Here is a 24,903-nt window from a genome sequence, read left to right as displayed (position 1 = left end):
TCCGATAAGCAGTGCAATTACGACTACATCTATAACAACCGCTATCTTTTCGGACATCACCATAAACAATGTAGGCAGGAGCAGCTCGTAATACTTGTCTGTTAAGAATCGATATTTCCTTTCCATAACTATGTTATTATATAATGCACATCCTATAAGTACTCAATGTTAAGCATCGAATTATTCTGAAGTTTTCGCCCTGATTCCGACAAATGAAGCGAATACAGATGCAATGCACAACACCACACAGATGATGCAGGTTATCTGACAGCTTTGAATCAGCAGAGGATAGTGCTGCTGGATTATCGGAACGTCACCCATTATAAACGCAAACACAAGTGTCAATATTCCCATACTCATTGCCTGGCCGACTGTACGCATTGTCGCAACGGCAGCTGATGCCACTGATGTGTCCTTAGGCGGAACGGATCCCATTATGACATTCGTATTCGGCGGTGAAAATAGTCCGAATCCTACACCATAGATTACCATGGATACCATCAAAAATTCCATTGGGGTTGCCGCATCCAGAGACGAGAACAGAAACAGCGAAAGAGTTCCAAGCCCCATTCCGATTGCCGCCAGGATTTGGGGCACGAACCTGTCGGACAGTCTTCCTGCAATCGGAGCAAGAACCACCTGACAGAGCGGTGCCACAAGCAGTATCATTCCTGCAGTCTGTGAATCGAATCCCTTGATGTACTGCAGATGATAATTAAGAATTGTTGTAACGGCATATGTGGCCAGGTATGCACACAGTGATGCGAAATTGGCTGAGAGGAACTTGTGATTCTTAAAGAACCTTATGTCGAATACAGGATGTGACTGCCTAAGCTCGATTAGTCCGAATATCGCCAGGATTATGACTCCCAATACAGTCAGGGCAATTCCCAATTGAGTGTTGAGAATGGTAAAGCCGTACATGAAGAGCACCATTCCGATTCCATATGTCAATGACCCCTTGATGTCCAATGGAATGCCCTCAAATGAAATCCATTCCTCATCGATTCTTGTTAAAAGCAATGCAAGAATCACAAAGAGAAACGGAACTCCAAAAAGCACTACAGATCTCCAGCCCAGATTGTAATTCAGGATCCCTCCCAATACCGGAGACAAAGAAAGTCCCACATAGACTCCAGTGATGTTAATCCCCAATGCCTTTCCGCGTTCCTCAGGGGGAAACGCAGACACTATCATTGCCATCGAGGTGACATTGATGAAAGCCAGAGATATTCCCAAAATAAACCTGCATACAAGGAACTGTTCCTGTGAAACTACAAGCACATTGACAATGGAAATAATGATAAATAGAATAATGCTTATGTTTGTGACTCTCTTAAGGCCATATTTGCCTGAAATTTGGCCGGCCGGAACCGATAGAACTGCCACAACCAGCAAAAAAATAATTGTTACCCAGTTTTGAACGATATTGCTCATGTGAAATTCTGTTGCAATTGATGGAATGACAATGGTCACTGCATTGACCGCAAAAACCGTGAAAAATGACAATACCGTACAAATCAATAAGAGTAAATTTTTCTTCTCCATCACTATTATATATCCATGATGAAGTTTAAATATTTTTTAATATAAACTATAATTATGAGCGAAAACAACTTTCCGGAATATATCACATTTCCAAGAACTTTTGAAAAATATAAATGGTATAAGCCAATCCTAGTATTCATAATCGGAACAATTGTATACATACTATTGCAAGCTTTGATATTGGTGATTTTTGGCCAGGCTTACGGTTTCGACAATATTTTCGCATTAGTGACACAAGGATATGAATCATTGAATTCTGAAGTTGGAAGCTACATCGGTTATCTGTCTGTGGCAATTTTTATTCCTTCACTTTATATTGCAAGCAAAATTGTTCGGGACAGGCCATTTTCTTCCTATTCATCATCCCGTGGAGGCTGGAACTGGAAACTATTTTTTAAAGCGCTTTCCATTCCATTGGCTGTATACCTAATCTACGAAATCATAACTGCCCTGATACATGGGCAAAGAGGTCCAAATACACTGACACCGACATTTTTTGTCATATGCCTAATCATTATACCTTTACAATGTATTGCTGAAGAATACATAATGCGCGGTTTAATTATGCAAACCTTCGGATCATGGTTTAAAATACCTGTTCTGGCGATTATTCTCCAATCCATAGTATTTACATCATTGCATCCCTACAGCATTTTGGGAGTAATCGGAGTATTCGTGCAAGGAATTTTTTTAGGATTTTTAGCTTGGCGCAGCAATGGTTTGGAAGTTTCTTCCGCACTCCACAGCGTGAATAATTTAATGAGTGCATATGCTGTAGCTTTAGGATTTGAGGTAAGCTCATCCGTAATTACTCCTTACGACTTTGCTTCTACCATCATTGTTACCCTAATCTCAGCATTGGGACTGTATTATGTTGGAACCAGGAAGGGGTGGTTTGAGGAGAAAACCGAGAAATTATGGTAAAACCATTGAAACAACAAGTCTAAATTAAAAAAAACCTTAAGCAAAAACCGCAAAAAAGTACTGCAAAAGTAACATTGAAAAAATAGAGACCATCACCTCTATTTTACATTTTTTTTAACATTTTTCAACTATCCGGGCATAACTTGAACAAATCTTATCTTATCTGCTGAACCAAAACAATCATATTTTTAAATAATGAAAAAATTATTAAAAATCAAATGGGCATATCATATGTTCATAAAAAATAATTATAAAAAAATTGAACAATTATGTTTTTCGACAATTTGTTTAATATTTTAGTAAATATAATAGATATAATCTATAAATCGACACATATTTAAATGTTAAATTTATAAATAGGTATTGTTTATTTCATATTTTTAAAAAAAGATTAACTTTATGAAATACCTGTCAAGTTTTGAATTATTAAACTCAAAACGATTTTTTATTTTTAAATTGGGAGCAATAATATGTCTAAGGAAGAAAAAAAAGCTGCAAGGAAACGTTTTGATGAAATTATGGGTGTTGCAAAAAGGCACCACTTAGCAAACTTACTTAAAAACGAACCTGATGAAAATTTTGAGGTTTCAGATTTGAGATATGCATTGGAGGAATTGGGTCCTGCATTCATCAAATTAGGTCAACTGCTAGCCACAAGGCCAGATATGGTCGGTAATGAAATAGCTGATGACCTAAAGATGCTCAGGGACAACACTCCCGTAACCCCATTTGACGAAATGAGAGAAGTAATTGAAAAGGAACTCGGTCAACCGCTGGAGGAAGTGTACTCCGAATTCAATGAAGAGCCTCTCGGTTCTGCGTCAATCGGTCAGGTTTATAAGGCAACATTAAAGGAAAGTGACATGGAAGTTGCCGTTAAGGTTCAAAAGCCAGGCATATATGACGTCATTGTGCCGGATGTAAAAATATTAAACAGGCTGGCCGGAACAGTTGACAATCACGTCACAAAATCAAGGACATACAATTTACCTGCAATGGCTAAGGAATTTGAAAGGTCAATCTTCAAGGAATTGGACTACATGGAAGAGGTCAGAAATATCGGAAAGATTACCAAAAACTTTGAAGAGATTGACTACATCAAGATACCTGAAGTTTATCCTGAGCTCTGTACTTCCAAACTCATAAACATGGAGCTTATTGACGGATACGAAGTAACCGATTTGATAGACCATGAAATTGAAGGCATCGACAATAATTTAATCGCCCAGTATGGAACCCAATCATATTTAAAGCAAGTTTTGATTGACGGATTTTTCCATGCAGACCCTCACCCAGGTAACCTGTTTGTAACACGTGATGCAAAGCTCTGTTACATTGATTTCGGAATGATGGGAGTGGTAAACGACACTTTCAGGTCAAACTTCGCCCAATTGATATTGCTTTTGTTGGGTGGGAATTCACATCATTTAATCAATCAACTGCTCTATATGAACATCATCACTCCAGAACAGAACACTGATGAGTTTAAAGAGGATGTGGATGAACTATTGAACACCTACATCGGCGTTGAATTAGATCAGATGGATGGAATATTCGACAACCTGATGAATGTAATGATTAAACACAATATCATCCTTCCAAGTGAATTCGTTATGATTGGAAGAGGAATACTGCTCATTGAAGAAGCTGGAAACAAATTAGATCCACACTTCAATCTCACCACTGAACTTGAAAAATTCGCTAAGGACATGATTAAATCAAAATTCGAACCTGGAAGTCTTGCAAGTGGCGGATTTAACTATATTGTGGAAATCGAACATTTGTTAAAGGATTTGCCTGACAGACTCAACAGCACTCTTGATAAAGTCGAAAAAGGCGAATTGGAATTAAATATGAACCATACCGGTTTGGATGATTTGAAAAACCAGTTATCCATCTCATTAATAGTATCCGCATTGCTCATAGGTTCTTCCATTGCAATTCTAGCAGATAAGGGTCCAAAAATATGGGACGTTTCTGCAATCGGATTTTTAGGATTCGTGTTCAGCGCAATCCTCGGAGCATATTTAATCATTAAATATATCAGAAATTAATTAGTGCAATTATGGAGATTAGGTTTCAATGCACACTAATCTTCAATTTTTTCTTATTTTTTTAGTTTAGCCATCAGTCCGGACCTGCGGGCATAATGAAACATATACAGTTGAACATATCCTGCATTATCACCAAATTCTTCCATTCCGAATTCCCTGACCTTGGAAACGCTTATATCCTTGCCGTCAAAATACAGGTAGGACACTATCCTTTTAATCCAGACATCAGAGGGAAATGCCTGCCTGAAGTTGAATCCGTAAAGCAATATGCAATCAGCCACCTTCGGTCCGACACCCGGAACCTCAAGTATTGTTTCAAAGGCTTCGTCATAACTCATGTTTGAAATTTCCGACAGGTCCATTTCAAGTGTAAAGAGGTCGCTTGCCTTTCTCATGTAAGGTGCCCTATATCCTACGCCACATTCCTTTAAATTATTTTTGCAACTGCAAATATCTTCAATATCTGATGAATTAAATTCATCTTCATCATCCAAATATACATTTCTTAACACGGAACTTTTAGGAAAAGTATAGTATCCGTCATGCTCATTTCCCCATTTTTCCTTCATGTCAGAAATCGATTTTGTCCATCTTTTGATGGAATTGTTTGCAGAGCATATTGATGATATGACGCATTCAAACGGGTCTGGCGCTAAAAAAAGTCTCAAGCCATTGCAGAATTCACTCATTTCAGCAAGTTCCGCATGGTTGTGCAGATACTTATAGAACTTGTTCAAATCAAAGTCCAAATCATAAATGTAGCTCAGTTTGGAAACGGCATCACTTTTGGAAATCTCTCCATCAAAATTGAAATCCAAAAACTCTCCGGACTGCCTGACATCAAAAATTACCGGCTTATCATCGACCAAAACAGCCTGCCTAAAGGATTCATCAACCTGCCTCCAAGGGGGCTGTGAAGTCTGGCCGGAAAATTGGGTCAGTTCTAAATCGATTGGAGCTTTGATAATCATAATCTAACAGCTACATTATTTTCTTTTAAGTATTCCTTAACTGTGCCTATTGAATACTGATTGAAATGGAATATGCTTGCGGCCAGTGCTGCTGAAACATCAGTTTTTTCAAACACTTCCAAAATATGCCTAGGCTCGCCAACGCCACCGCTTGCAATGACCGGAATGTCGACTGCATCATTGATTGTCTTGTTCAGCTCAATGTCATATCCGTTTTGAGTTCCGTCACCATCCATACTGGTCAGAAGCACTTCACCCGCACCACGTTCCTGACATTCGACTGCCCACTGGATTGCATCAATGCCTGTGAACTCTCGTCCGCCGTAAATGCTTGTATCAAACCAGCAGAATCCCTTATCAGTTTCAATAACAGTTTTATCAGGAGCATCATCCGGATGGTCAACATATCTCCTTTTGGCATCTATTCCTATTACAACAGCCTGTGATCCAACAACTTTAGAAGCGTCGGTGAGCAATTGAGGATTTTTAATGGCTGCAGTGTTGGTTGAACATTTGTCTGCGCCTGCCTTAAGCATGTTGATGTAGTCATCGACCTTTCTGATTCCCCCGCCGACACAGATTGGCATGAACACGTTTTCAGTCAATCGGTCAATAACGTCGGCCATTGTGGCCCTTCTTTCATGTGAAGCAGTGATATCTAAAACTACAACTTCATCTGCTCCCTCTTCATAGTAACGTGTAGCCAAATCTACAGGGTTTCCCGCATATTTGATTTGCTTAAATTCAACACCCTTAACAACACGGCCTTCCGGAACCTGCAGGTCACAATCAAGACAAGGAATAATTCTTTTGGTTAACATAAAAATCTATAAAAAAAGTAGTGAATTTGTTTAAGAATATTCTTAAGCAGAATATCTTAAAACAAAACAAAGTATTGCTAAAATAATAGTAGCGACAATAACGTGCTCAGGTGAAAGTTTTGGACCTAAACTTTCTTCATCAAAGTATCTTACTAAACCTGCACCGGTTTGAGGCATTGTAATCTTGTTATCTTTTTTTGCCATAATAATTCTCCATTAAGTTAATTTGTAAAAATAATGAATATACTTATTTTTTTCATCATATATAAAGTTTAAATTTTTTCCTTCTTTATAACCTTAATATCACTTATTCGGGTATCAGGATATTGTCCGTCCTCATCCTTTTCAACAGCCTTTACCATATCCCATACGGTTAAAAGTGCAACACTTACACCAGTTATCGCTTCCATTTCAACACCGGTTTTGCCTAAAGTATTAACAGCACAAGTTGCTATGATTTCATCTTCCTTCACTTCAAAATCAAGTTCTATTCCTGTCAATGCCAATGGGTGGCAAAGAGGTATTATTGAAGATGTGTTTTTTACGGCCTGAATACCTGCGATTTGAGCGGTTGTCAGCACGTTCCCCTTTTTGATTTCCTCATTTTGAATCAGACTGATTGTATTCTTGTCCAGGAATATGCTTCCGCTGGCTATTGCCCTTCTTTTTTGATCAGGTTTTGCCCCGACTTCAACCATATGCACTCCACTGTCTGTCAAATGTGTAAATTCATCTGCCATATTATCATTTCTCGCTTACTTCAATTACATCTAATTGGGCGCAAACTGCATTGACGCCTAAAATTTCACTTACGTTCGGATTGCTTCTTCCCTCATCACCTGAAATCAGTTCCTTGATGTACAATCCGCCTTCGGTTTTTATCCTCATGGTAAATGACTTTTCATCTATTACCTCATATGATAAGTCCAATACATGTTTTACACGAACCATGTCAGTTCGCCTTCTCAAAACCCTCAATGGGGTTTGCTGGTGAATTTCATTTAATTTTGTCAGCTCTTCCAGCTTATCTGTGTCGAATGCCTCGTCACACTCGACAATTGCTTCATAAATCTTGTAGGTATCTGGAGAAGACTGTTTTATTTCAGCTTTACGGCCTCTCTCACAGAGCTTTAGGCCATGATATGCTGTTTTGCCTTCATTGACCTTATTGATTTCATCCTCCAATTTCGCCAAATCAAGATTTCGAATTCTAGGCTCTTTTATCTCCAAGACAAACGGCCTGCCTGAACCAAGCATCAGTACGTCGATGTCTTCACGGCCGGCTCCATGGAATTTTGCCTCCTTTCCTTTGGTTAACTTTAAGAAATGCTCAGAAATCAACTCTTCAACTGATTCCGGATACTGTTTGCCTGTTCCGTTGCACTCTTCACAGCCTCTGCCCTTACATTTGGTGCATGGCCATTTGGTTTGAGGGATGCCTCGCTTATATTTATTGTATTTCCCCTCAATATATAACGGATTTATCTGAATTCTCACTTTAGGCTCGTTTCTTAAATCAATGTTAAAAACAATGTCCTGTCTTTCAAATTCGGCTTCCTTGTCATACTTTTCCCAAATTCCAAGGCCTATGAGTCGGTTGACTTCCTTTTTGATGGTTTCAACACCCAAATCGAATTCCTCAAACATCTCCTCGTCACGTTCTTGGATATCCTTTGGAATCTGTGATCCTACTAAAAAGGTATTGAATTCGATGCCCAGCTGATTGATTTTGGCATCGATTTTATCATATAAGTCATCATCCAGCTTATCAAAAATATTATTGCAAATCACGCAGTCAACGTCATCCAAATCAATGCCCAATTCCTCACATACCTTGTCGGCACGTTCGATGTTGTTGGTGCCCTCTATGGTTTTGGATAGCTTGCGTCCAAGACAATGTTTGCAGATTTTACCATCTGTCTGGTTTAGAATATCTTCAGCTAATCTCATGTTATCTCTGCATAAACTGGCCCATCATACGGTTCATCGCTCCGCCTCTAAGACGTCCGCCACGTTTTCCGATTCCTTTCATTGTCTTTTTGGTGTTATTGTAATACTTCAAAAGCTCCTTGACATCGCTTTCCTGATGTCCGGAACCACGGGCAATCCTTTGAATCCTTGACTGCTTTATGATTTTAGGATTCAGCATTTCCTCTTCAGTCATTGAAGACATCATGATTTTATAGGATTCAAGCTTGTCCTCAGTCATTTTGGACGCCTCTTTTGTAATCTTGTTTCCCATACCAGGAATCATGTTCAGGACCTGCTGCATAGGGCCCATGCTGTTCATCATTTCGAACTGGTTTTTCATGTCCATAAGTGTGAATTTACCTGTCAGCATGTTATTCATGGTCTTTTCAGCAACGTCCTCATCAATATTTTCCTCTGCCTTTTCTATAAGGGATTTGATGTCTCCCATACCGAGCAATCTTGAAATGAATCTTTCAGGGTCGAAAGGCTCAAAGTCATCCACCCTTTCTCCTGTACCGATGAACTTGATTGGAGCTCCGGTTTCAGCTACAGCTGACATCGCTCCCCCACCTTTTGCAGAACCGTCCAATTTTGTAATGATGATTGAACCGATGTCTGTGGCCTGGGAAAATGCCTTTGCCTGCTCACCGGCTTGCTGACCGATTGTTCCGTCAATTACAAGAATCGCTTCGTTCGGATTGATGATGTTGTCCAATTCATCCATTTCGGCAATGAGGTCAGCTTCCTCCTTGTGCCTTCCTGCTGTATCGAAAATGATAACCTTACGGTTTTTGAATTCCTGCAAACCTTTTTGTGCAAGATCCAAAGCGTCCTTGTTGTTCGGATCACCATATAAAGGTACGTCCATCTCTTCGGTGAGTTGCTTCAATTGCTCATAAGCGGCCGGCCTCCATGTATCTGTACATACTACCGCCGGGTTGAAACCCTTTTTCTGCAGATATCGGCATAATTTGCCTATTGTAGTGGTCTTACCTGAACCCTGCAGACCTAAAAACAGAATCTTATATGGTCTGTCGTTAATGTCAAGGTCCACCGCTTCGCTGCCTAAAAGGTTGACCATTTCTTCATAGATAATTGTTATGACATGTTCCCTTGGAGTAATGCCCTTTGGAGGTTCCTCTTCAAGAGCCCTTTCCTCTATTTTCTTTGATAAATCTAAAACTAATTTAATATTAACGTCAGATTGAATTAATGCACGTTGTATGTCCTTTACAACTTCCTTTATTGTTTTTTTATCAATTACTGACATTCCTACTAATTTTTTCATTGTATTAGTAAGATTTTCACCTAAGTTTCCAAGCATAGTAATCACATCTTTAGAAAAGTTAATTATTATATTAAGATATATTTATATTTAACAAGTTTTAATAATTTTCGTGTGAGTACTATGTTAGAAGAAGTAATAAAATCATTGGAAGCATCCCCAATTGTTAAGAAAGGAGAATACAATTACTTTGTAAATCCTATAAGTGATGGTGTTCCTGCAATGGACCCTTTAATGCTTAGAGAATTGGCCCTTGCTGTTCATAAGTATGCAGATTTAAATATTGATAAGATTGTTGCAGTTGAAGCCATGGGAATACACTTGGCAACCGCATTGTCCCTTGCAACAGACATTCCTTTTGTAGTAATCCGTAAAAGACAATATGGCCTTCCCGGCGAAACTGAAGTTTATCAAAAAACCGGTTACGGCTCATCAAACCTTTATGTCAATGACTTACATGAAGGTGAAAAGATTCTGCTCATTGATGATGTCGTAAGTACCGGAGGAACCCTGGTGGCACTGATTAGGACATTGACCGATATGGGACTTGACCTGAAATCAGTAGTTGCCATCATCGACAAGGGAGAAGGCAAAAAAATCGTTAAAAAGGAAACTGGAGTTGACGTGCTGTCTATCGTTAAATTGGATGTCATTGACGGAAAGGTAGTAATTGAAAGCACAATCGAAGATTAAAATGTCAATGTATGATATGGATTTGGATAAGGTAATCCGCAAAATCAACTCAATCGATGCCAAAACTGTAGGATTACAGTTCCCGGAGGGTCTTAAAACACAGGCGACAAAAATAGCCAGAGCAATTGAAGAGGAAACAGAGGCAATTGTAGTCATCTCAGGGGATCCCTGCTTTGGAGCGTGTGATGTCAGCGACTGGAAAATGAAGGGTTCAGTGGATTTGATTGTTCACTACGGCCATACGCCACTTCCATTGAAATATGAAGTGCCTACACTCTTCATTGAGGCATACTCCAAAATCGACATCAAAAAGGATCTCGAAAAATGCCTGGAAACATTGAAAGGCTACTCAAGAATAGGGCTCGTAACAACAACACAGCACCTGCATCTTCTAAATGAGACAAGGGATTTTCTGGAAGACAACGGCAAGGAAGTTATTCTTGGTTCATCCCCATCAACAAGAAAAGGACAGGTTCTGGGCTGTAACTTCTCATCAATCAAGGATCTGGAAGTGGATGTGATACTCTTTATCGGCAGCGGAAACTTCCATCCTTTGGGAATCAAGCTGTTTTCTAATGCGCCGGTAATAGCTTTGGATCCATACAACTCAGAAATAAGAAGCATGGATGAGTTTGCAGACAGGATTTTATACAGAATGATGCTTGCAAAGGAAATCAAAAAGATTCTTGAAGATGCAAACATGGAAAGCTATATCATACTGATGGACAATGTCTCCCCTGATGCATTGCTTCCATATCTTGAATTGGACGCATTTGTTGTGAGTGCATGTCCAAGAATAGCTATTGACGATTCGCAGATGTATAAGAAACCATTATTAACACCACAGGAATTGGAAATTGTACTGAACAAGCGCGAATGGGAAAACTATCAGTTGGATGAGATTTTATTCCATGAAAGATATGGCTAACTGGAAAAACTCCCTACGGCATTATTAAAATGTTTAAATTTAGGATATAATCGACAAACTCTTGAATTTTTCTTTTAAATTTGAAATTTATTTAAAATCGCTTATTTTAAAATATATAATTAAATGAATGTTCGTTAAACTTATATCTTGAGTTGTCAATTTCCTTATTATTAAGGAAAAATTAGAAAATTTTAAATATATTTATATATATGATATAATCAAACAATATATATTCAAGATAGGAGAGAAAATAATGAAAATTAAACAAAGTATATTTTTAGTCATAATGGTTTTAATTTCATTGTGCATCATCACTGCTGCAAGCGCTGCAGATAATGTAAGTGATGTCGTTGAAATCACTGACGATGCGCCTGAAGTTCAAGCCATAGATAATGTTGAGGAAAATATAGCTGTTGAAAATGATGTTGTTTTAGAAGAAAATGACGACACTGCTGACGAACCAATTTTATCCGTTGATAACAGTGCCACAGATTCCACTTTAGGTGAAGGCTTTACATTTGGCGGAACCGGAGGTAATGGTACTAAATTTGATTTTTCAAATATTACATTTAATTTCGGTAACGGAACAACTATTGATTTAGGAAGTTTATTGAATGGTACCACCATAAGCTTAGGAAATGGTACAACCTTCAATATATCAGACCTATTGAACAGTAATATGACTTTTGGTAACGGAACAAGTTTCAATATAAGTAGCATAATGAACATGACCGGTAACGGAACATTTGATATATCTTCCATTATGAATTTGATCGGAGGAAAAAAAGTTACCTTTGAAGCCCAAGATATAAAGCAGACTTATTCCGGACCAATTACCTTTAAAATAAAAGTTCTTGACGGTGATAAACCAGTAACACAGCAAACTGTGGTCTTTACGATAGATAACACAGATTATGTTGGAAGGACTGATAATGATGGTTATGCAACTATCACAGTAAATCTGGCGGCAGGCACACATTATGTCTATACTGAATATAATAATGTGATTGGAAAAAATAAAATTGAAATCACAAAAGCTGCTTCCAAATTAACTGCTAAAAAGAAAACCTTCAAAGCAAAAGCCAAAACTAAAAAGTATGCTATTACTTTAAAAGATAATAAAGGTAAAGCTATTAAAAATGTTAAAGTTACCTTAAAAGTAAACGGTAAAACTATCACTGCTAAAACAAATGCTAAAGGTAAAGCTACCTTTAAAATTAAAAAATTAACCAAAAAAGGCAAATACACTGCAAAAGTCAAATTTGCAGGAAACGGCTTTTACAAAGCATCCAGTGCAAGTAAAAAAATTACCGTTAAATAAACATCTTAGTTAATTTCTGGGAGTGTCCTAACTCCCAACATTTTACTTTTTTTAGACTAATTTTCTTGGATATTGTGTAGCCAATACACATATTATGAATACTTTTAAATATAAACATCGATAAAATTATTATATTAAAGAAATTTTTATATTTTTGGTGATTTTAATATGAGTATAGAAGACGAAAAAATAGTGATGCCTGGAGATAAATTAGGAATAATCGAGCAATATCTACCAGGGGAAGGTACTTATGACGATGATGGCGACATCAAATCAGCAGTACTTGGAAATGTTAAAATTAATCAAAAAATGAAGGTTATTTCTGTTGTGTCAGATGCAAAACCAGCTCTTTTGAAAGTGGGAGATACCGTTTATGGTCAAATAACTGATATCAAACCTCAAAGAGCAAACGTAAAAATCGAATGTATGAAAGACAACGGCAGGCCATTGGCCCTACCTTATATGGGAGCCATACACATCTCACAAGCTAAAAAGGATTATTTGGAAAAATTGTCTGATGCTTTTAGAATTGGAGATATCGTCCAAGCAAAAGTTGTTAAGATAACTGGAGACAATGTTGATTTAGGAACAGTTGATGAAGATTGCGGAGTCCTAAAAGCCATGTGTACCCGTTGTAGAGATTTCATGCACACCACACAAAAAGAAAATGAGCTTCAGTGCAATACTTGTAATAAAAAAGAAAGACGTAAAGTCTCTAAAAACTATGTTAATGATTAATTAAGGTTGATAAAATGGAAAATTTTAAAATTATTGATGATAAAACTTTAGAACTCACTTTTGAAGTAGAGGATGAAAGTCATGGAGTTTTTAACGCTTTAAGACATGTCTTAATGCAAGATCCAGATGTTGAATATGCTGTTTACAATATCGATCACCCTCTTACTGGAAAACCACAAATGACCATTAAAACCAAAAGAGGAAAAAGACCTAGAAGCGTATTGAAAAAAGCAGCAGAAGAATTACAAAAAGAAAGTTCTGAATTTAAACAACTTATTGATGAAGCTTTATAGCTTCAAAACTTTTATTTTTAATGTGGTTTAATGTCAAAATATAAAATCCCTTCCTTAACAGCAGATATCTTTATTTTTGATGAGGATTTCAATTTTATTTTAATAAAAAGATTGAATGATCCGTATAAGGACTGTTGGGCACTGCCGGGAGGGTTTGTTGAGTATGGCGAAAGTGTGGAAACTGCAGCAATACGGGAAGCAAAAGAAGAAACCAGCATAGACGTTGAACTTATTGATTTGGTCAATGTTTATTCCAAGCCAGACAGGGACCCAAGGGGACACACAGTGACTGTCGCATACACTGCAAAAGGTGATTTAACCACCAGAAAGGCAGATAGTGATGCGAAAGAAATCGGTATTTTTTCACATGATGAAATCAGCGATATTGATATTGCTTTTGATCACAGACAAATAATAAATGATTGTTTGAAAAAAGTTAATAATATTAGTTTTTAAGGTTATATTTAAATAGATTAAGAATAATATTATTTACATATAATTTAATTGAGGAGATTAAATGGAATTTTGTCCAGAATGTGGGGCCATGATGCTTCCGAACAATGGCGTTTTAAAATGCAATAAATGCGGATACTCAAATGAGTTAGACAATGCTAAGGAATATAAAGTTTCTGAAGACGTTAAAGCTGAAGAAACCGTTAAAATGCTTGGGGAAGATGTGGACGTTGGCCCAGTTACTAATGAAACCTGTCCTGAATGCGGACACGATAAAGCTACTTATAAAATGTTACAAACTCGTAGTGCAGATGAAGCTCCTACACGTATTTTCACATGTACTAAATGTAAACATACATGGAGAGCATATGACTAAGAGGGTTTTTTATGAAAGATTCTAAAGAAAAAGAGCATCGAATTTCCGATTTAAAAGACATGATTGACAATGTCACTGATGAATCATATGAACATATGGAAGAGGACAGTGAGTTAATCGAATATCTTAATGAACCCAGCACCGATTTTGAAGAATCAGAAATTGATGATGAATTCATTTATCATCCTGATGCTGAATACGGCGATGCCTTTAATTTAGAAGAAACCCCAATTGATGAAGACTTTATTATAAAAGCTCCGAAAAGCGAGGATGTCAAAAAAGATGAATATGGCGATTTGGAAGGAGACCTGGTTGGAGACATAAGCCAAAACTTTGATAGCATGATTAATGCAAAAATCAGAGGCAGACCTATTTTAGCTATCATAAGTTCAATTCTGGGAATCATATTGGTCATCATATCCATATTCATATTCCAATCACGTAGTGATAGAGTCATAGACAATGTTGTTGCCGGTGAAAGCAGTTTTATGTTTGTTATTTTCTTAATAGTAGGAATTTTCCTGCTTATTTATGGAGTATACAAATTATTTAATATTAAAAATCCTTTTGAAAAGATTACAAGCAGCATAAATACTATTGATAATGATGATGAAAAAGACAAAAAGGATAAATCAAACGCCACTCTTGAAGAACCGTCACAAAAACCAATACCAAAAAGTGAAATTCCCCTAGATAAGGAATCCTACAAAATAGGCGAATTTGACATGGATGATTTAAAAACTTCTCTTAAAAAACCTACTGCTTCTAATAAAAAAGTGCAATTTAAAGAAAATATCAATGATTTGCCTCATGCAAAAGAGAAAACCCTGACAGAAGAGGAAATTGAAGAGATTGAATACGAGCATGCAAAGCTTGAAAGCGAATCAATTGACGATATTTTCGCTGAAGTTGAAGAAATCGAAGATGTGCCTATAATTTCAGTCGATTCAAAAGAGAAAAAAGAATAATAAAATAATGTTTCTAAAACGGGGCCTGTGGTCTAGTTAGGAATGACGTGGGACTTCGGATCCCAAGATCGAGGGTTCAAATCCCTCCAGGTCCGCTTATTTTTTAACTCGAACAACCGCTTCCTTGAAAAAGTCAGGAATCAGTGACCTATACATCGGACTTTTAAACAGCATGTTGATGTCACTGTCGATGATGTATGTGTAGCATGAATCGTCTTCAGCCCTCATTCCACGGCCATAAGCCTGCATCAATGTCATGACGGTCTTATAGGCGTACCATTTCTTATCCCTTTTCATCCGCATGTTAACCTGCTTGTCACCAAGGTAAGGGAATGGTATTTTATAGATGACCTGGAACCTGCACTTGTCATAAGGCAAATCCACACCTTCACTCATTGATGGAGATACCAAAACCAACGGATTGTCATCCTTTTCAAAGAAGTTCAATACCTGCTCCCTGTTTTGTGAGGTATGGGAAACCAGCCTTGAATTGTAAAGGTTGTTGGTAATGTACTGTTGGCATTTGTAGCTGTGGGTATGAATCAGACCCTTGTCGCCTTCATGCTTTTTTAGAATTTCCTGCAAAATCGGAATTGTCTTTGGTGCAGTATTTTTAATCCTGTTTGCAGACATTTTTCCAGCAAGGTTAAGAATGATCGGTCTTTTTTCCTTTGTAAAAGGACTGTCGACCTTTATATGATAGACTTCATTAGGATTGAGGCCAAGCCATTTGGAAAACATCTTATGGGACAATATTGTAGCGCTCATGAAGATAACAACATCACCATACTTCAACAGATTGCTTTTGGCATAATGATGAACCCTCAACGGCTTGAAGCAAACGCTGGTTTCATCAGTGTCAATGACCCAGTTTTTAGGTTCCTTTTCAAGGTTATTCTTGAGGGTCTTGAGACGGGCAATTGTTGATTTTATCCTATCTGCCTTGTTTTTGCTCAAATCCTTTAATTCGATTTCTTCATAAGCTTCCCTGATTGCATCAATTTCCATTATCCAATCTTCAATTTCGCCGTCTTTCAAAAGTGATTCAGACATTACCTTGTTAATATCCTTTTCAAGAGACCTGTTATACAGTGTCAGCTCCATTGTGGACATCAGCTTGTTTTCGATGTTGTGGGCCTCGTCCAAAATCAGAAGTGAACGGGTTCCGAAATGCTTTACATAATTCAGCTCGACAATTGCATAATCGTAATTCATCAGTGTTATCGGCGAGTTAATTGCATTGGCCTTTTGATTCCAGTAATGACAGTGAGCGTCTGACTGGTAAAATACGGTCCCGCCGAATGAATCTTCAAAAGCAAGCTCTGCATCCAATGTAGGATTTTTGGCAACACCATAAGGGCAGAAAAACTTGCTGGATGTTGGAGTGGTCTTGCAGTCTCCCATGTCACATGTTGTCTCCAAATTACCATGCAAACATGCGAAATTTCCCCTTCCCTTAACCAGCGGAAAGGAGAATTCATTTGAATATTGGGACTGCAGCTGCTTGGTCATTGTCAATATATAAGCGGATTCATACATTTTGGCAAGTGTTGTGGCAATTGCCGATTTGCCTGTTCCTGTTCCTGCCTCCAAAATGATATACTTATATCCTTTTTTAATTGCATCATTAATATCCTGTATAATCTCCAATTGTCCAAGTCTTGGCTGTTCAAATGGAAAATTGACAATTATTTCATCATCGATGTGAGGGTAAATTTCTTTAAGGTACGCAGCGGTTCCTTCATCCTGCTGATAATCATCAACCGAATATACCTCAGGAATCTCATCATCCAATATGGATGATTTTCTAGGCTTAGAAAAACTAAACAAGTTAGTTGGACCTTTCGGTTTTTCTCTATCGTATTTTCCACAAACACAATTACTTTTTAACATTCCACAATTTGGACAAAACATAGAATTTGACATCAAAAATATATTAGTAAAGTAGTACTATAAATAAGTAGTAGACAAGTATTTTACAAAATTGTATTTAAAATGTTAAAGTGATTATATGGCTAAAAAAGGAAAATTGATTGGAATTGGTGTAGGACCTGGAGATACTGAATTAGTAACATTGAAAGCTGCTAAAGTTTTAAAATCTGTTCCGGTAGTATTTTCACCAAAATCATCAAAAGAAAAAGAAAGTATTGCATTATCCATCGTTAGGCCAATACTTGAAGAGAGAAAAGATTATAAAAGATTGATGATAGTAGAGCCTATCTTTCCAATGATTGAAAACAAAAAAGAGCTTGAAAAGATATGGACTAGCGCTTCTGAACTTATTGCACAATATCTGAATACAGGAAGGGATGTTGCATTCATAACACTTGGAGACCCTTCAATTTTCAGCACATACTCATATGTGCAAAAAAAACTAATCGACAAATATGAAATTGAAACAATTCCGGGAATTACTTCATTCACCGCATGTGCTGCTGCAAAAAACAAGGCATTGGTTGAGCAAAACGATATTTTAACCATTGTGCCAAAAATTGATGACAGACTGGAAGAAATTCTGGATTATAGTGATTCAATTGTCCTTATGAAGGCATCAAGAAACACTTCCAGGTTGGAATCAACAATTGAAGATAAAAAAAGACCTAAAGAAATCTATTCCGTACAGAACTGCACACGTGAAAATGAAAAAATAATTGAAGGATTTTCTAACGAAAAGCCTTACTTGACAACCACCATCATTCAATTCAGCGATGATTAGTATGCTTTGATGTGTTGAGGTTCTATCTCAAACACACACTTTTCATCACCCATTGTATAACACTGGATTTCGATTACGCTAACCGGCAAATTAAAGAATGCAGAGAATAGGCCTTCCAATATTCCGGTGTCTAAAAAACATGCAGGTTTACCGGTTCTTGGAAGCAATTTACATTCAAAACAGTCATATGTTGTAACCTTGATTATTTGGCCGACTTGGAAATTTAATTTTCCAAGGCCTTTTCTTTGCCAATAATTAGCGATGTTGTCCATGAACACATACAAGTCATCATCATATAGCATATTGAAAATTGACTTTCCTATGCTGTTTCCGGTTGCCTGTAGAATCGGATCTATGTTCACTCCTTCCTGAATAAGCATTGATTTTAAAGTGTGGAACAGCAATGTTGAGAATTCTTCGTCATTTTCGATTATGTTTTTAATTATATATTCTGATTGGGTTTCTTCGATTTCCTTCGGTTCGGATATGTTGACTGATCCGAGATATTTTGAATTTATATAAAATATTTTTTTTCTGTTGTCTTTAGGATGAACCCTATATGAGATTATTCCGCTTTCTCTTAAGCCTTTCAAATGAACTGATACTGTTGATTTTGATTTACCTGTATTATTGACGATTTCATCAAATTCCATTTCGGTGTCTCTCAACATCTCAAGAATTGTTAGCTTTACTGGACTTTTTACAACATTGACTCCAATGTTATCATTAATGTTCGAAAATATTTGTATTGGTTTTTGCTCATTCATCTGGCTGTCCCCCAATGTATATAATATAATCTTAAATTATGGCTTTATAAATGTAACTAAAAAATGAAAATTAGTTAATTGTATAAAGAATATAAATAAAATATGAACAATTAATAAAAATAAGAATAAAAACGATACGAACTGTTTGTTTAAAGTAAAATAAAATAGTTCGTATACTTATTATCGAACAATTTATTTGAACTTCCACCAACTTTTAAGAAGTTGGGGATTCTCGATTAAATAAAATTTAGGCATACCTAAATATTTATAGTATAAAAACATAAAGATTATTATGGATGAAAATCATTTGCCAACTTTTGGTGTAGGACCATATTTAGTTTTGATAATTGGAATCTTAACAATAACTTCCTCCATTTTTTCATATTATCATTTAATTCCAATTTACAAAATTAACGAATTGAATATGGTCTTTTTAATTTTTGGGATACTATTGATAATTTCTGGAATCGCTTTTTGGATTCAGGCGGTTCTTATCTCAAAAATTGACCGGGAAGTTGAAAACAATAAACTGGTTACAACCGGAATATACGCTTATGTAAGGCATCCAATATATGCCGCATTTTTCTATATTGCAACAGGACTAATATTGATTAGTCAAAATATCATTTTATTTATCTTGCCAGTGATTTTTTGGGCATTTTTAACAGTTGCAATGATAAAAACTGAAGAGAAATGGTTGACTAACAAATTTGGTGAGGATTATACAGATTATTCAAAAAAAGTTAACAGATTTATCCCGAAGGTGATTTGATGGGATTTTTTGACAATATGAGAAAACCAAAAGGAAAATTAGGAAACATACAATTAAAATCTATGAATAAGGAACACACCCCCGTTTCACTATGGGGATTAAAACATCTGGACATAAAACCGGATGACATAGTCCTGGACATAGGTTGTGGCGGAGGAATAAACATTAACAGAATGGCCAAAAAGGCAAAAATGGTATACGGTGTTGATTACAGTATCGAAAGCGTGAATCTATCCCGAGAGGTAAACCGTCAGGAAATATATGACGGCAAAGTCAAGGTTCTTGAAGGCAATGTCGCAAACTTGCCTTTTGAGAACAACACTTTTGATATAGTGACAGCCTTTGAAACCGTTTATTTCTGGCCGGATATTGAAAAATGCTTCGGTGAGGTTAAAAGGGTACTGAAACCCGGCGGAACATTTTTAATTGGAATGGAGTCAAACGGATCAGATAATCTCATCATGAGATTCTGGAAAAAATTTATTGATATGGAATTATACACCGATGAAGAGATTAGCTCATTTTTGCGAAACAACGATTATAGTGAAATTACTGCGTACATAAGGGACGGTAGAAAGAAACAAGAGATTATTAAATCCAATGGAAAGGAAAACAGAGTAAATGATGATTATAGTAATCTATCATTTTCAGATAAGTTCGTTGACTGGGTAACAGTCGTTGCAATAAAGTGATAACATGAGTGATTATGAAGGTGTTGAAGATACATTGTTCATTCCGCTAACTGCCAGGGTAAACATCTCTAAGATGTTTCCGGAGTATTTTCACGACAAGAAGGCTTTGGAAATGGAGAATCTGGTTAAAGATAAGCAGATTGAGAAAAAATCTTCACAATATACAATGATGGCATCAGTTGCCAGGTCCTATAATCTGGACCAAATGACTCAGGAATACATCGACAAACATGACAAATGCAATATTGTCAATTTGGGCGCGGGACTTGAAACATCATATTTCAGAATAGATAGAAAAAACTCCCATTATTTCGAAGTTGACCTACCTGACGTGATTGAATTAAGGAAAAATTACATAGGCATTGGAGAAAATGAAAAGTTCATAAAAGGAGATTTGTTTAAATTTGATTGGTGCAATGAATTAGACACCTCTCTTCCAACATTAATGATAGTTTCAGGAGTGTTCCAATACTTTCATGAAGAGGATATACTTGAATTCATCAGAAAGGCTAAAGACATCTTTGAAAATGCCGAACTAATATTTGATGCCACCAACAAATTTGGAATCAGATATTCAAATATCTATGTCAAAAGAACCGGAAACAAATCTGCATTGATGTATTTTTACATTGAAACCCCAAGGGAATTTGCAAAAAAAGCAAATTGCCAATTAATTGAGTGTAGAGGATTTTATAAGGATGCACTTAAAATGTTATCCAATAAATTAAGTTTATATACAAAAATTTCGATGAAAATAGCTGATAAGAGAAATAATGCGATGATTTTACATTTAAAATTATAGCAAATATTGATTAAAAATTAAGGAGGCTTTAAATTTGAGACATCGTGGAGGATCATCTTCAATAGGACTTTCGATTGGAAAATTTCTTTTTTCAGAACTTTTAAACGCAAAGCACAAATCCCGATGGCGCATCGGAAATAATATTGACCAATGCATTTTGTGCGTAAACAATATGAGGTGCAATCAATGCCTGCGGTGTATCATGTCATGTCCTGTTCATTGCTTAACACAAATCAGATTAAAAACATGAATATTCTAAAAAAAGAAAAATAAAAAAAATATTTAATTAATTTTTAAAATTTCATCCAAGTCAAGCCTTGGGGATTCATATTCATTGATATGTTCATCTGATTCATATCCGAGTGCAATTCCCATGATGATGTCTTCATCTTCAGGAATAGGTAAGTTATCCCTTAAAATGTATGGATATTTAACAAGCTCATAAGCAGGAATTGAATCCACTCCTAAATCGGTTGCTGTAAGCATCAAAGCCATCCCAAATCCTCCCAAATCATAAACTGACCATTTTGTATAATTTTTTGGAAGAGTCAAATAGACTACTGCAGGGGAATTGAACAGAATGTGCTGTACATGATTGAAGTTTTCCAAATCCTCATCATCATCAAATTTTCCGATTGCATCCATAAAGTCAGCCATGTTCTTTTGGCCACGTTCGGAGAAGTTGGTCCTGTGTCCGGGATTCATGTCTGCTGATCCTTTTATTTTTTTATCGTTTTCAGCAATCCAAGTTTCACGAATGGTCTCCAAGGTTTCACCGGTTGCAATGTAAACGTTCCAAGGCTGGGAATTTTCCCAGGAAGGAGACATGCCCGCAATCTTAACGATTTCACGTAATGTATCTTCGGAAACTTCATCTTTCTTAAAGTCTCTTGAAGAGTGCCTTTTTTCCATAACTTCGATAAATTTCATTATATCACCTACAAATACTTTAAACAATATTGGATATAAACTAAAAAGTTAGTGGAAACTTACAGGTTAGTTTAAACTAACCTAAATAACTATTTAAAAAAATGATAAATATCTTATTTAATAAATATTCTAATTAGGTTTTAGCATGGAAAACAATATCATTTATCGAAAAGACGCCTGTCCAATAAATTGTGTTAATGATTTGCTATCAAGAAAATGGGTTTTTGGAATAATGAAAGACCTGTTTGCAGGTAAAAAGCATTTCAATGAATTTAAAGAAGACAAACCAACATTAAGTAATGTCGTTTTGTCTGATACCTTAAAATACCTGGAAAATCAGAAACTGATTTCAAAAAAAGTCATTGAAGACGATTCGAAAAGAAACACTGAATATTACCTAACCGAAAAAGGCAAAAAAATGAATAAAATTTTATATGAAATGGTAATTTTCGGATTATATGAACTGGAAGGCGATTTAAGAGATGATGAATTTAAAGAAGAAATAAGAAAAGGATATGAAGAAATATTGCTATAGATACTCATGGCTTAATGAAATATCCAGTATTTCAGCTTATTGATTTCAAAATCATCTAATTTCTGCCTAAAACCTTCAATTAATTCCTGCTTATTTTTCAGATGTCCTCTTACACGGGCAACATTATTCTGATGTGGCCAAAGAAATAGAAGGGGAAATAATATTGCAAGGACATAACCAATAATCACAAGAATTTTTACAGACTCCCCTCTTAAGGATGAATCCTAAAAGAAATTAAAAAAATTCATTCCCCATCCTGTTTCAACTGTATAAACCTTAAGACAAACTGTTTTTTCCTGTTCTTCCATATCATCCCATGTGTTATTGTCCTTACTTACCAAGGACATTCCAGGCATATAATGTTGTCTTGAAAATGCCTGATAAGGAACGGCATTATTTTTAAACACGACTTTGAAATTATCACCGGTTTTAACTGGAACATATTTATCCAAAACTATTGTCTTGAATCCTGCAAATCCGGTTCATCTGTTTCATCAATTCCATTATACACCACAATCAGACTGCTATTTTTAAACGCTTTAATCATTGGAATTCTAGGGGAGCTGGGTCTGGCCGCATTCAATATGTGCTATAACACATTGTATCTGGTGAACATTTTTATTTTAGGTACTGTTCAATCAATTTTACCGATTGCTGCCGTCTATTATAAAGAATAGGATTTCATCGGCGTGGACTATGTAACCAGGAGATCCCTTAAAATTGTAATGGGATTTGGAGTATTTTTTTCAGCATTATTCATTTTATTCCCACAAATAGTATTGTTCATATTCAATGTAAGTTACCCCGCAGATATTCCAACAATAATTAACGTGATAAGGATATTTTCAATTAGCTTCATTGCATTTGCAGTCAATAGCCTGTACATGTTCTATGCGGAATCCGTCCAATATAATAAATTGGCCAATATGGTTACCATTCTTCAGGGATTGATTTTCCCAGTGATGTTTGCATACCTCTTTACTTATTTGTGGGGAGCGGAAGGATTTTGGGTTTCACTTGTGGTGTCTGAATTTGCAACCTTGTTGTTTATTTTCATATATTCCAAAATCATGACCCGTAAAAGCAATAATGACTATTCCGGATTTTTCCTGATTAAAGAACATGAAGACTCATCAGTATTTGAATTCACCCTTGATGGAAATGTTGAGGATGCAGTCAAATTATCTGAAAACATCCAGAAATCCTTTAATGAAGACAGATTATCTGTTCTTGTAAGTATGGCAATTGAGGATATGATTGTCCATATCATCAACATTAACGAGGATATAGACTTAATTGATATAATTATTAGGGATAATGGAGAGTATATTCTAATTTCAATTAAATATTCAGGCGAGTGCATAAATGTAATGGAAGATGAAGATATGGCATCCAATATCGCCATTTTAAACAAGATTTCGCAAAAAATTGATTATTCCCAAATATTGGGTTTGAACAATATTGTAATTAGAATCAAATAGAGGATTTTAATATCACTTAAAATAAGACAACAAAAATTGTGACCTTAAAACGGTCTGTATAAACTATTTAAGACACTGTTTACTCTTTAAAAGTTAAAAAAACAAGAAATAGACGCGGTGGGATTCGAACCCACGTAGCAACTAATGCATAAGACCCTGAATCTTACTCCTTTGACCACTCGGATACACGTCTAAAAGAAATATCTGAAAAAGTAATCCAAGTAATGGATTTTAACTATATTATTATAATATTTTTTTTAGTATAAATATGTAATCTTATTTGACCCCTTGATTGTAGGCCAACCGTTCTTATATCCTCAACTTTCACCAGGTTTTTTAAGTAATGACGCCTATGATAACAACTTGACAGTTACCTGATGGAGAACTATATTAAGAGCATTTCAAAAATATCTCATCTTAATTGTCCCATTTGCTAATATACCACTTGTTATTTATCTTTTCCATTGTTTGTTGTGAATGAAGAGTCCATGTTCCTTTAATTCCGTATACTTTAGCATCAAGGGTTACATCTGCCTTGAATATGGCTTTATTTTCGCCAAATAATGTTATATCAGGATTGTTGATTGTTGATTTGTAATAGTTTAGTGTTCCATCCATAATCTCATCGATGAATTCCTGTTTTGACTGTGTTTTTCCAGACATGTGTGTTAAAGTGTAATTATCACATATGATTTCATTTAATTTTTCCAAATCCTTTTCAATCATTGCCTCCTGAAAGGCTATAAATCTTGCAAGGACTTCTTCTTGAATGTCAGTTAAATTTCTTTTATTGATTATAGATATTTTCATGGTAAAACCTTTATTTATTTGGTTGTGGCAATGGAATTCCTTCTTTTAGACTTA

The 24,903-nt window shown here is 36.0% G+C and carries 29 protein-coding genes and 2 tRNA genes; 17 read left to right on the top strand and 14 right to left on the bottom strand.

The features are described 5' to 3' along the window. Positions 1-180 precede the first annotated feature (180 nt). Entirely contained in the window at positions 181-1,548 is a 1,368-nt protein-coding gene (locus QZN27_RS06620) for an MFS transporter (RefSeq protein ID WP_296785408.1), read from the bottom strand. A gap of 54 nt (positions 1,549-1,602) precedes the next feature. Here QZN27_RS06620 and QZN27_RS06615 point away from each other — a divergent pair, with 54 nt between their 5' ends. Both QZN27_RS06615 and QZN27_RS06610 read left to right on the top strand, forming a co-directional pair. After that, the gene (locus QZN27_RS06615) at positions 1,603-2,472 is read left to right on the top strand and encodes a CPBP family intramembrane glutamic endopeptidase (protein WP_296785405.1); all 870 of its coding nucleotides are present in this window, start codon (positions 1,603-1,605) and stop codon (positions 2,470-2,472) included. A 470-nt stretch (positions 2,473-2,942) separates the two neighbouring features. Next, positions 2,943-4,526 carry an AarF/ABC1/UbiB kinase family protein gene (locus tag QZN27_RS06610; protein ID WP_296785403.1) on the top strand — a complete coding sequence of 528 codons (1,584 nt, stop codon included), beginning with the start codon at positions 2,943-2,945 and terminating at the stop codon, positions 4,524-4,526. A 53-nt stretch (positions 4,527-4,579) separates the two neighbouring features. Here QZN27_RS06610 and QZN27_RS06605 read toward each other — a convergent pair whose 3' ends face one another. The 6 genes from QZN27_RS06605 to QZN27_RS06580 all read right to left on the bottom strand — a co-directional run bounded on the left by QZN27_RS06605 (position 4,580) and on the right by QZN27_RS06580 (position 9,619). Then, on the bottom strand, positions 4,580-5,497 hold the full coding sequence (locus QZN27_RS06605) for a DNA glycosylase (RefSeq protein WP_296785400.1): 918 nt from the start codon (positions 5,495-5,497) through the stop codon (positions 4,580-4,582). Beyond that, positions 5,494-6,318: an imidazole glycerol phosphate synthase subunit HisF gene (gene hisF / locus QZN27_RS06600; RefSeq protein WP_296785397.1), complete on the bottom strand. Its 825-nt coding sequence runs from the start codon at positions 6,316-6,318 to the stop codon at positions 5,494-5,496. Before hisF ends, QZN27_RS06605 begins: the two co-directional genes overlap by 4 nt. 42 nt (positions 6,319-6,360) lie before the next feature. Continuing rightward, positions 6,361-6,522, bottom strand: a complete 162-nt coding sequence (locus QZN27_RS06595) for a preprotein translocase subunit Sec61beta (protein WP_296785395.1) — start codon at positions 6,520-6,522, stop codon at positions 6,361-6,363. 68 nt (positions 6,523-6,590) lie between these two features. Next, entirely contained in the window at positions 6,591-7,058 is a 468-nt protein-coding gene (moaC, locus tag QZN27_RS06590) for a cyclic pyranopterin monophosphate synthase MoaC (RefSeq protein ID WP_296785393.1), read from the bottom strand. A gap of 4 nt (positions 7,059-7,062) precedes the next feature. Continuing rightward, positions 7,063-8,268, bottom strand: a complete 1,206-nt coding sequence (locus QZN27_RS06585; protein ID WP_296785391.1) for a tRNA pseudouridine(54/55) synthase Pus10 — start codon at positions 8,266-8,268, stop codon at positions 7,063-7,065. Position 8,269: 1 nt separating this feature from the next. Next, positions 8,270-9,619 (bottom strand): signal recognition particle protein Srp54, encoded by a 1,350-nt coding sequence (locus tag QZN27_RS06580; protein WP_296785416.1) that lies wholly within the window; start codon positions 9,617-9,619, stop codon positions 8,270-8,272. A gap of 78 nt (positions 9,620-9,697) precedes the next feature. Here QZN27_RS06580 and hpt point away from each other — a divergent pair, with 78 nt between their 5' ends. The 9 genes from hpt (at position 9,698) to QZN27_RS06535 (ending at position 15,439) form a co-directional block, all read left to right on the top strand. Beyond that, positions 9,698-10,267 (top strand): hypoxanthine/guanine phosphoribosyltransferase, encoded by a 570-nt coding sequence (gene hpt, locus QZN27_RS06575; protein WP_296785388.1) that lies wholly within the window; start codon positions 9,698-9,700, stop codon positions 10,265-10,267. A 1-nt stretch (position 10,268) separates the two neighbouring features. Continuing rightward, on the top strand, positions 10,269-11,195 hold the full coding sequence (dph2, locus tag QZN27_RS06570; RefSeq protein WP_296785385.1) for a diphthamide biosynthesis enzyme Dph2: 927 nt from the start codon (positions 10,269-10,271) through the stop codon (positions 11,193-11,195). Between the two features lie 253 nt (positions 11,196-11,448). Further along, entirely contained in the window at positions 11,449-12,516 is a 1,068-nt protein-coding gene (locus tag QZN27_RS06565; RefSeq protein WP_296785382.1) for a hypothetical protein, read from the top strand. A gap of 168 nt (positions 12,517-12,684) precedes the next feature. Next, positions 12,685-13,254 (top strand): exosome complex RNA-binding protein Csl4, encoded by a 570-nt coding sequence (locus QZN27_RS06560; protein WP_296785379.1) that lies wholly within the window; start codon positions 12,685-12,687, stop codon positions 13,252-13,254. A 14-nt stretch (positions 13,255-13,268) separates the two neighbouring features. After that, positions 13,269-13,547, top strand: coding sequence for a DNA-directed RNA polymerase subunit L (locus QZN27_RS06555; protein WP_296785376.1), 279 nt, complete (start codon positions 13,269-13,271; stop codon positions 13,545-13,547). Between the two features lie 30 nt (positions 13,548-13,577). Then, positions 13,578-14,003, top strand: a complete 426-nt coding sequence (locus QZN27_RS06550) for an NUDIX hydrolase (RefSeq protein WP_296785373.1) — start codon at positions 13,578-13,580, stop codon at positions 14,001-14,003. 61 nt (positions 14,004-14,064) lie between these two features. After that, a complete protein-coding gene (locus QZN27_RS06545) occupies positions 14,065-14,376 on the top strand; it encodes a transcription factor S (protein WP_296785370.1) in 312 nt (103 codons plus the stop codon). 11 nt (positions 14,377-14,387) lie between these two features. Then, positions 14,388-15,344 (top strand): topoisomerase IV, encoded by a 957-nt coding sequence (locus tag QZN27_RS06540; protein WP_296785367.1) that lies wholly within the window; start codon positions 14,388-14,390, stop codon positions 15,342-15,344. A 21-nt stretch (positions 15,345-15,365) separates the two neighbouring features. Beyond that, a tRNA-Arg gene (locus QZN27_RS06535) sits at positions 15,366-15,439 on the top strand. Between the two features lies 1 nt (position 15,440). Here the strand turns inward: QZN27_RS06535 and QZN27_RS06530 are convergent. Then, complete coding sequence (locus QZN27_RS06530; protein WP_296785366.1) at positions 15,441-17,270, bottom strand: helicase C-terminal domain-containing protein; 1,830 nt, start codon at positions 17,268-17,270, stop codon at positions 15,441-15,443. An 85-nt stretch (positions 17,271-17,355) separates the two neighbouring features. Here QZN27_RS06530 and cobI point away from each other — a divergent pair, with 85 nt between their 5' ends. Further along, positions 17,356-18,060 carry a precorrin-2 C(20)-methyltransferase gene (gene cobI, locus QZN27_RS06525; RefSeq protein ID WP_296785363.1) on the top strand — a complete coding sequence of 235 codons (705 nt, stop codon included), beginning with the start codon at positions 17,356-17,358 and terminating at the stop codon, positions 18,058-18,060. Here cobI and QZN27_RS06520 read toward each other — a convergent pair. Continuing rightward, positions 18,057-18,827, bottom strand: a complete 771-nt coding sequence (locus QZN27_RS06520) for a V4R domain-containing protein (RefSeq protein WP_296785361.1) — start codon at positions 18,825-18,827, stop codon at positions 18,057-18,059. The genes cobI and QZN27_RS06520 overlap by 4 nt on opposite strands. A 292-nt stretch (positions 18,828-19,119) precedes the next feature. On the opposite strand from QZN27_RS06520, the gene QZN27_RS06515 reads away from it, so the two are divergent. From QZN27_RS06515 to QZN27_RS06505, 3 genes are read left to right on the top strand one after another with little or no spacing between them, the layout of a single operon-like run. Then, positions 19,120-19,599 (top strand): isoprenylcysteine carboxylmethyltransferase family protein, encoded by a 480-nt coding sequence (locus QZN27_RS06515; RefSeq protein ID WP_296785359.1) that lies wholly within the window; start codon positions 19,120-19,122, stop codon positions 19,597-19,599. Continuing rightward, complete coding sequence (locus QZN27_RS06510) at positions 19,599-20,291, top strand: class I SAM-dependent methyltransferase (RefSeq protein ID WP_296785357.1); 693 nt, start codon at positions 19,599-19,601, stop codon at positions 20,289-20,291. Before QZN27_RS06515 ends, QZN27_RS06510 begins: the two co-directional genes overlap by 1 nt. Positions 20,292-20,295: 4 nt before the next feature. Beyond that, positions 20,296-21,093 (top strand): class I SAM-dependent methyltransferase, encoded by a 798-nt coding sequence (locus QZN27_RS06505; protein WP_296785354.1) that lies wholly within the window; start codon positions 20,296-20,298, stop codon positions 21,091-21,093. Between the two features lie 282 nt (positions 21,094-21,375). On the opposite strand, the gene QZN27_RS06500 is transcribed toward QZN27_RS06505, so the two are convergent. After that, the gene (locus QZN27_RS06500; protein ID WP_296785351.1) at positions 21,376-22,023 is read right to left on the bottom strand and encodes a nitroreductase; all 648 of its coding nucleotides are present in this window, start codon (positions 22,021-22,023) and stop codon (positions 21,376-21,378) included. Positions 22,024-22,168: 145 nt separating this feature from the next. On the opposite strand from QZN27_RS06500, the gene QZN27_RS06495 reads away from it, so the two are divergent. Next, positions 22,169-22,558 carry a helix-turn-helix domain-containing protein gene (locus tag QZN27_RS06495; protein WP_296785348.1) on the top strand — a complete coding sequence of 130 codons (390 nt, stop codon included), beginning with the start codon at positions 22,169-22,171 and terminating at the stop codon, positions 22,556-22,558. 11 nt (positions 22,559-22,569) lie between these two features. On the opposite strand, the gene QZN27_RS06490 is transcribed toward QZN27_RS06495, so the two are convergent. Together QZN27_RS06490 and QZN27_RS06485 are read right to left on the bottom strand one after the other, a co-directional pair. After that, positions 22,570-22,746, bottom strand: coding sequence for a hypothetical protein (locus tag QZN27_RS06490; protein WP_296785345.1), 177 nt, complete (start codon positions 22,744-22,746; stop codon positions 22,570-22,572). Between the two features lie 36 nt (positions 22,747-22,782). Then, the gene (locus tag QZN27_RS06485; protein ID WP_296785342.1) at positions 22,783-23,010 is read right to left on the bottom strand and encodes a hypothetical protein; all 228 of its coding nucleotides are present in this window, start codon (positions 23,008-23,010) and stop codon (positions 22,783-22,785) included. A 237-nt stretch (positions 23,011-23,247) separates the two neighbouring features. Here QZN27_RS06485 and QZN27_RS06480 point away from each other — a divergent pair, with 237 nt between their 5' ends. Then, positions 23,248-24,039 (top strand): hypothetical protein, encoded by a 792-nt coding sequence (locus tag QZN27_RS06480; RefSeq protein ID WP_296785339.1) that lies wholly within the window; start codon positions 23,248-23,250, stop codon positions 24,037-24,039. A 109-nt stretch (positions 24,040-24,148) separates the two neighbouring features. Here the strand turns inward: QZN27_RS06480 and QZN27_RS06475 are convergent. Next, positions 24,149-24,232 (bottom strand) — tRNA-Leu (locus QZN27_RS06475). Between the two features lie 224 nt (positions 24,233-24,456). Beyond that, positions 24,457-24,849: a nuclear transport factor 2 family protein gene (locus QZN27_RS06470; protein WP_296785338.1), complete on the bottom strand. Its 393-nt coding sequence runs from the start codon at positions 24,847-24,849 to the stop codon at positions 24,457-24,459. Positions 24,850-24,903: the final 54 nt, after the last annotated feature.

The sequence above is a fragment of the uncultured Methanobrevibacter sp. genome (assembly GCF_900316895.1).
GTDB lineage: Archaea > Methanobacteriota > Methanobacteria > Methanobacteriales > Methanobacteriaceae > Methanocatella.
This window is presented reverse-complemented; position numbering and strand designations above follow the sequence as displayed.

What these genes read in the sequence shown, in the direction of transcription:
- QZN27_RS06620 (WP_296785408.1), bottom strand. Translation starts at nt 1,548, where the DNA reads ATGGAGAAGAAAAATTTACTCTTATTGATTTGTACGGTATTGTCATTT.
- QZN27_RS06615 (WP_296785405.1), top strand. Translation starts at nt 1,603, where the DNA reads ATGAGCGAAAACAACTTTCCGGAATATATCACATTTCCAAGAACTTTT.
- QZN27_RS06610 (WP_296785403.1), top strand. Translation starts at nt 2,943, where the DNA reads ATGTCTAAGGAAGAAAAAAAAGCTGCAAGGAAACGTTTTGATGAAATT.
- QZN27_RS06605 (WP_296785400.1), bottom strand. Translation starts at nt 5,497, where the DNA reads ATGATTATCAAAGCTCCAATCGATTTAGAACTGACCCAATTTTCCGGC.
- hisF (WP_296785397.1), bottom strand. Translation starts at nt 6,318, where the DNA reads ATGTTAACCAAAAGAATTATTCCTTGTCTTGATTGTGACCTGCAGGTT.
- QZN27_RS06595 (WP_296785395.1), bottom strand. Translation starts at nt 6,522, where the DNA reads ATGGCAAAAAAAGATAACAAGATTACAATGCCTCAAACCGGTGCAGGT.
- moaC (WP_296785393.1), bottom strand. Translation starts at nt 7,058, where the DNA reads ATGGCAGATGAATTTACACATTTGACAGACAGTGGAGTGCATATGGTT.
- QZN27_RS06585 (WP_296785391.1), bottom strand. Translation starts at nt 8,268, where the DNA reads ATGAGATTAGCTGAAGATATTCTAAACCAGACAGATGGTAAAATCTGC.
- hpt (WP_296785388.1), top strand. Translation starts at nt 9,698, where the DNA reads ATGTTAGAAGAAGTAATAAAATCATTGGAAGCATCCCCAATTGTTAAG.
- dph2 (WP_296785385.1), top strand. Translation starts at nt 10,269, where the DNA reads ATGTCAATGTATGATATGGATTTGGATAAGGTAATCCGCAAAATCAAC.
- QZN27_RS06565 (WP_296785382.1), top strand. Translation starts at nt 11,449, where the DNA reads ATGAAAATTAAACAAAGTATATTTTTAGTCATAATGGTTTTAATTTCA.
- QZN27_RS06560 (WP_296785379.1), top strand. Translation starts at nt 12,685, where the DNA reads ATGAGTATAGAAGACGAAAAAATAGTGATGCCTGGAGATAAATTAGGA.
- QZN27_RS06555 (WP_296785376.1), top strand. Translation starts at nt 13,269, where the DNA reads ATGGAAAATTTTAAAATTATTGATGATAAAACTTTAGAACTCACTTTT.
- QZN27_RS06550 (WP_296785373.1), top strand. Translation starts at nt 13,578, where the DNA reads ATGTCAAAATATAAAATCCCTTCCTTAACAGCAGATATCTTTATTTTT.
- QZN27_RS06545 (WP_296785370.1), top strand. Translation starts at nt 14,065, where the DNA reads ATGGAATTTTGTCCAGAATGTGGGGCCATGATGCTTCCGAACAATGGC.
- QZN27_RS06540 (WP_296785367.1), top strand. Translation starts at nt 14,388, where the DNA reads ATGAAAGATTCTAAAGAAAAAGAGCATCGAATTTCCGATTTAAAAGAC.
- QZN27_RS06530 (WP_296785366.1), bottom strand. Translation starts at nt 17,270, where the DNA reads ATGTCAAATTCTATGTTTTGTCCAAATTGTGGAATGTTAAAAAGTAAT.
- cobI (WP_296785363.1), top strand. Translation starts at nt 17,356, where the DNA reads ATGGCTAAAAAAGGAAAATTGATTGGAATTGGTGTAGGACCTGGAGAT.
- QZN27_RS06520 (WP_296785361.1), bottom strand. Translation starts at nt 18,827, where the DNA reads ATGAATGAGCAAAAACCAATACAAATATTTTCGAACATTAATGATAAC.
- QZN27_RS06515 (WP_296785359.1), top strand. Translation starts at nt 19,120, where the DNA reads ATGGATGAAAATCATTTGCCAACTTTTGGTGTAGGACCATATTTAGTT.
- QZN27_RS06510 (WP_296785357.1), top strand. Translation starts at nt 19,599, where the DNA reads ATGGGATTTTTTGACAATATGAGAAAACCAAAAGGAAAATTAGGAAAC.
- QZN27_RS06505 (WP_296785354.1), top strand. Translation starts at nt 20,296, where the DNA reads ATGAGTGATTATGAAGGTGTTGAAGATACATTGTTCATTCCGCTAACT.
- QZN27_RS06500 (WP_296785351.1), bottom strand. Translation starts at nt 22,023, where the DNA reads ATGAAATTTATCGAAGTTATGGAAAAAAGGCACTCTTCAAGAGACTTT.
- QZN27_RS06495 (WP_296785348.1), top strand. Translation starts at nt 22,169, where the DNA reads ATGGAAAACAATATCATTTATCGAAAAGACGCCTGTCCAATAAATTGT.
- QZN27_RS06470 (WP_296785338.1), bottom strand. Translation starts at nt 24,849, where the DNA reads ATGAAAATATCTATAATCAATAAAAGAAATTTAACTGACATTCAAGAA.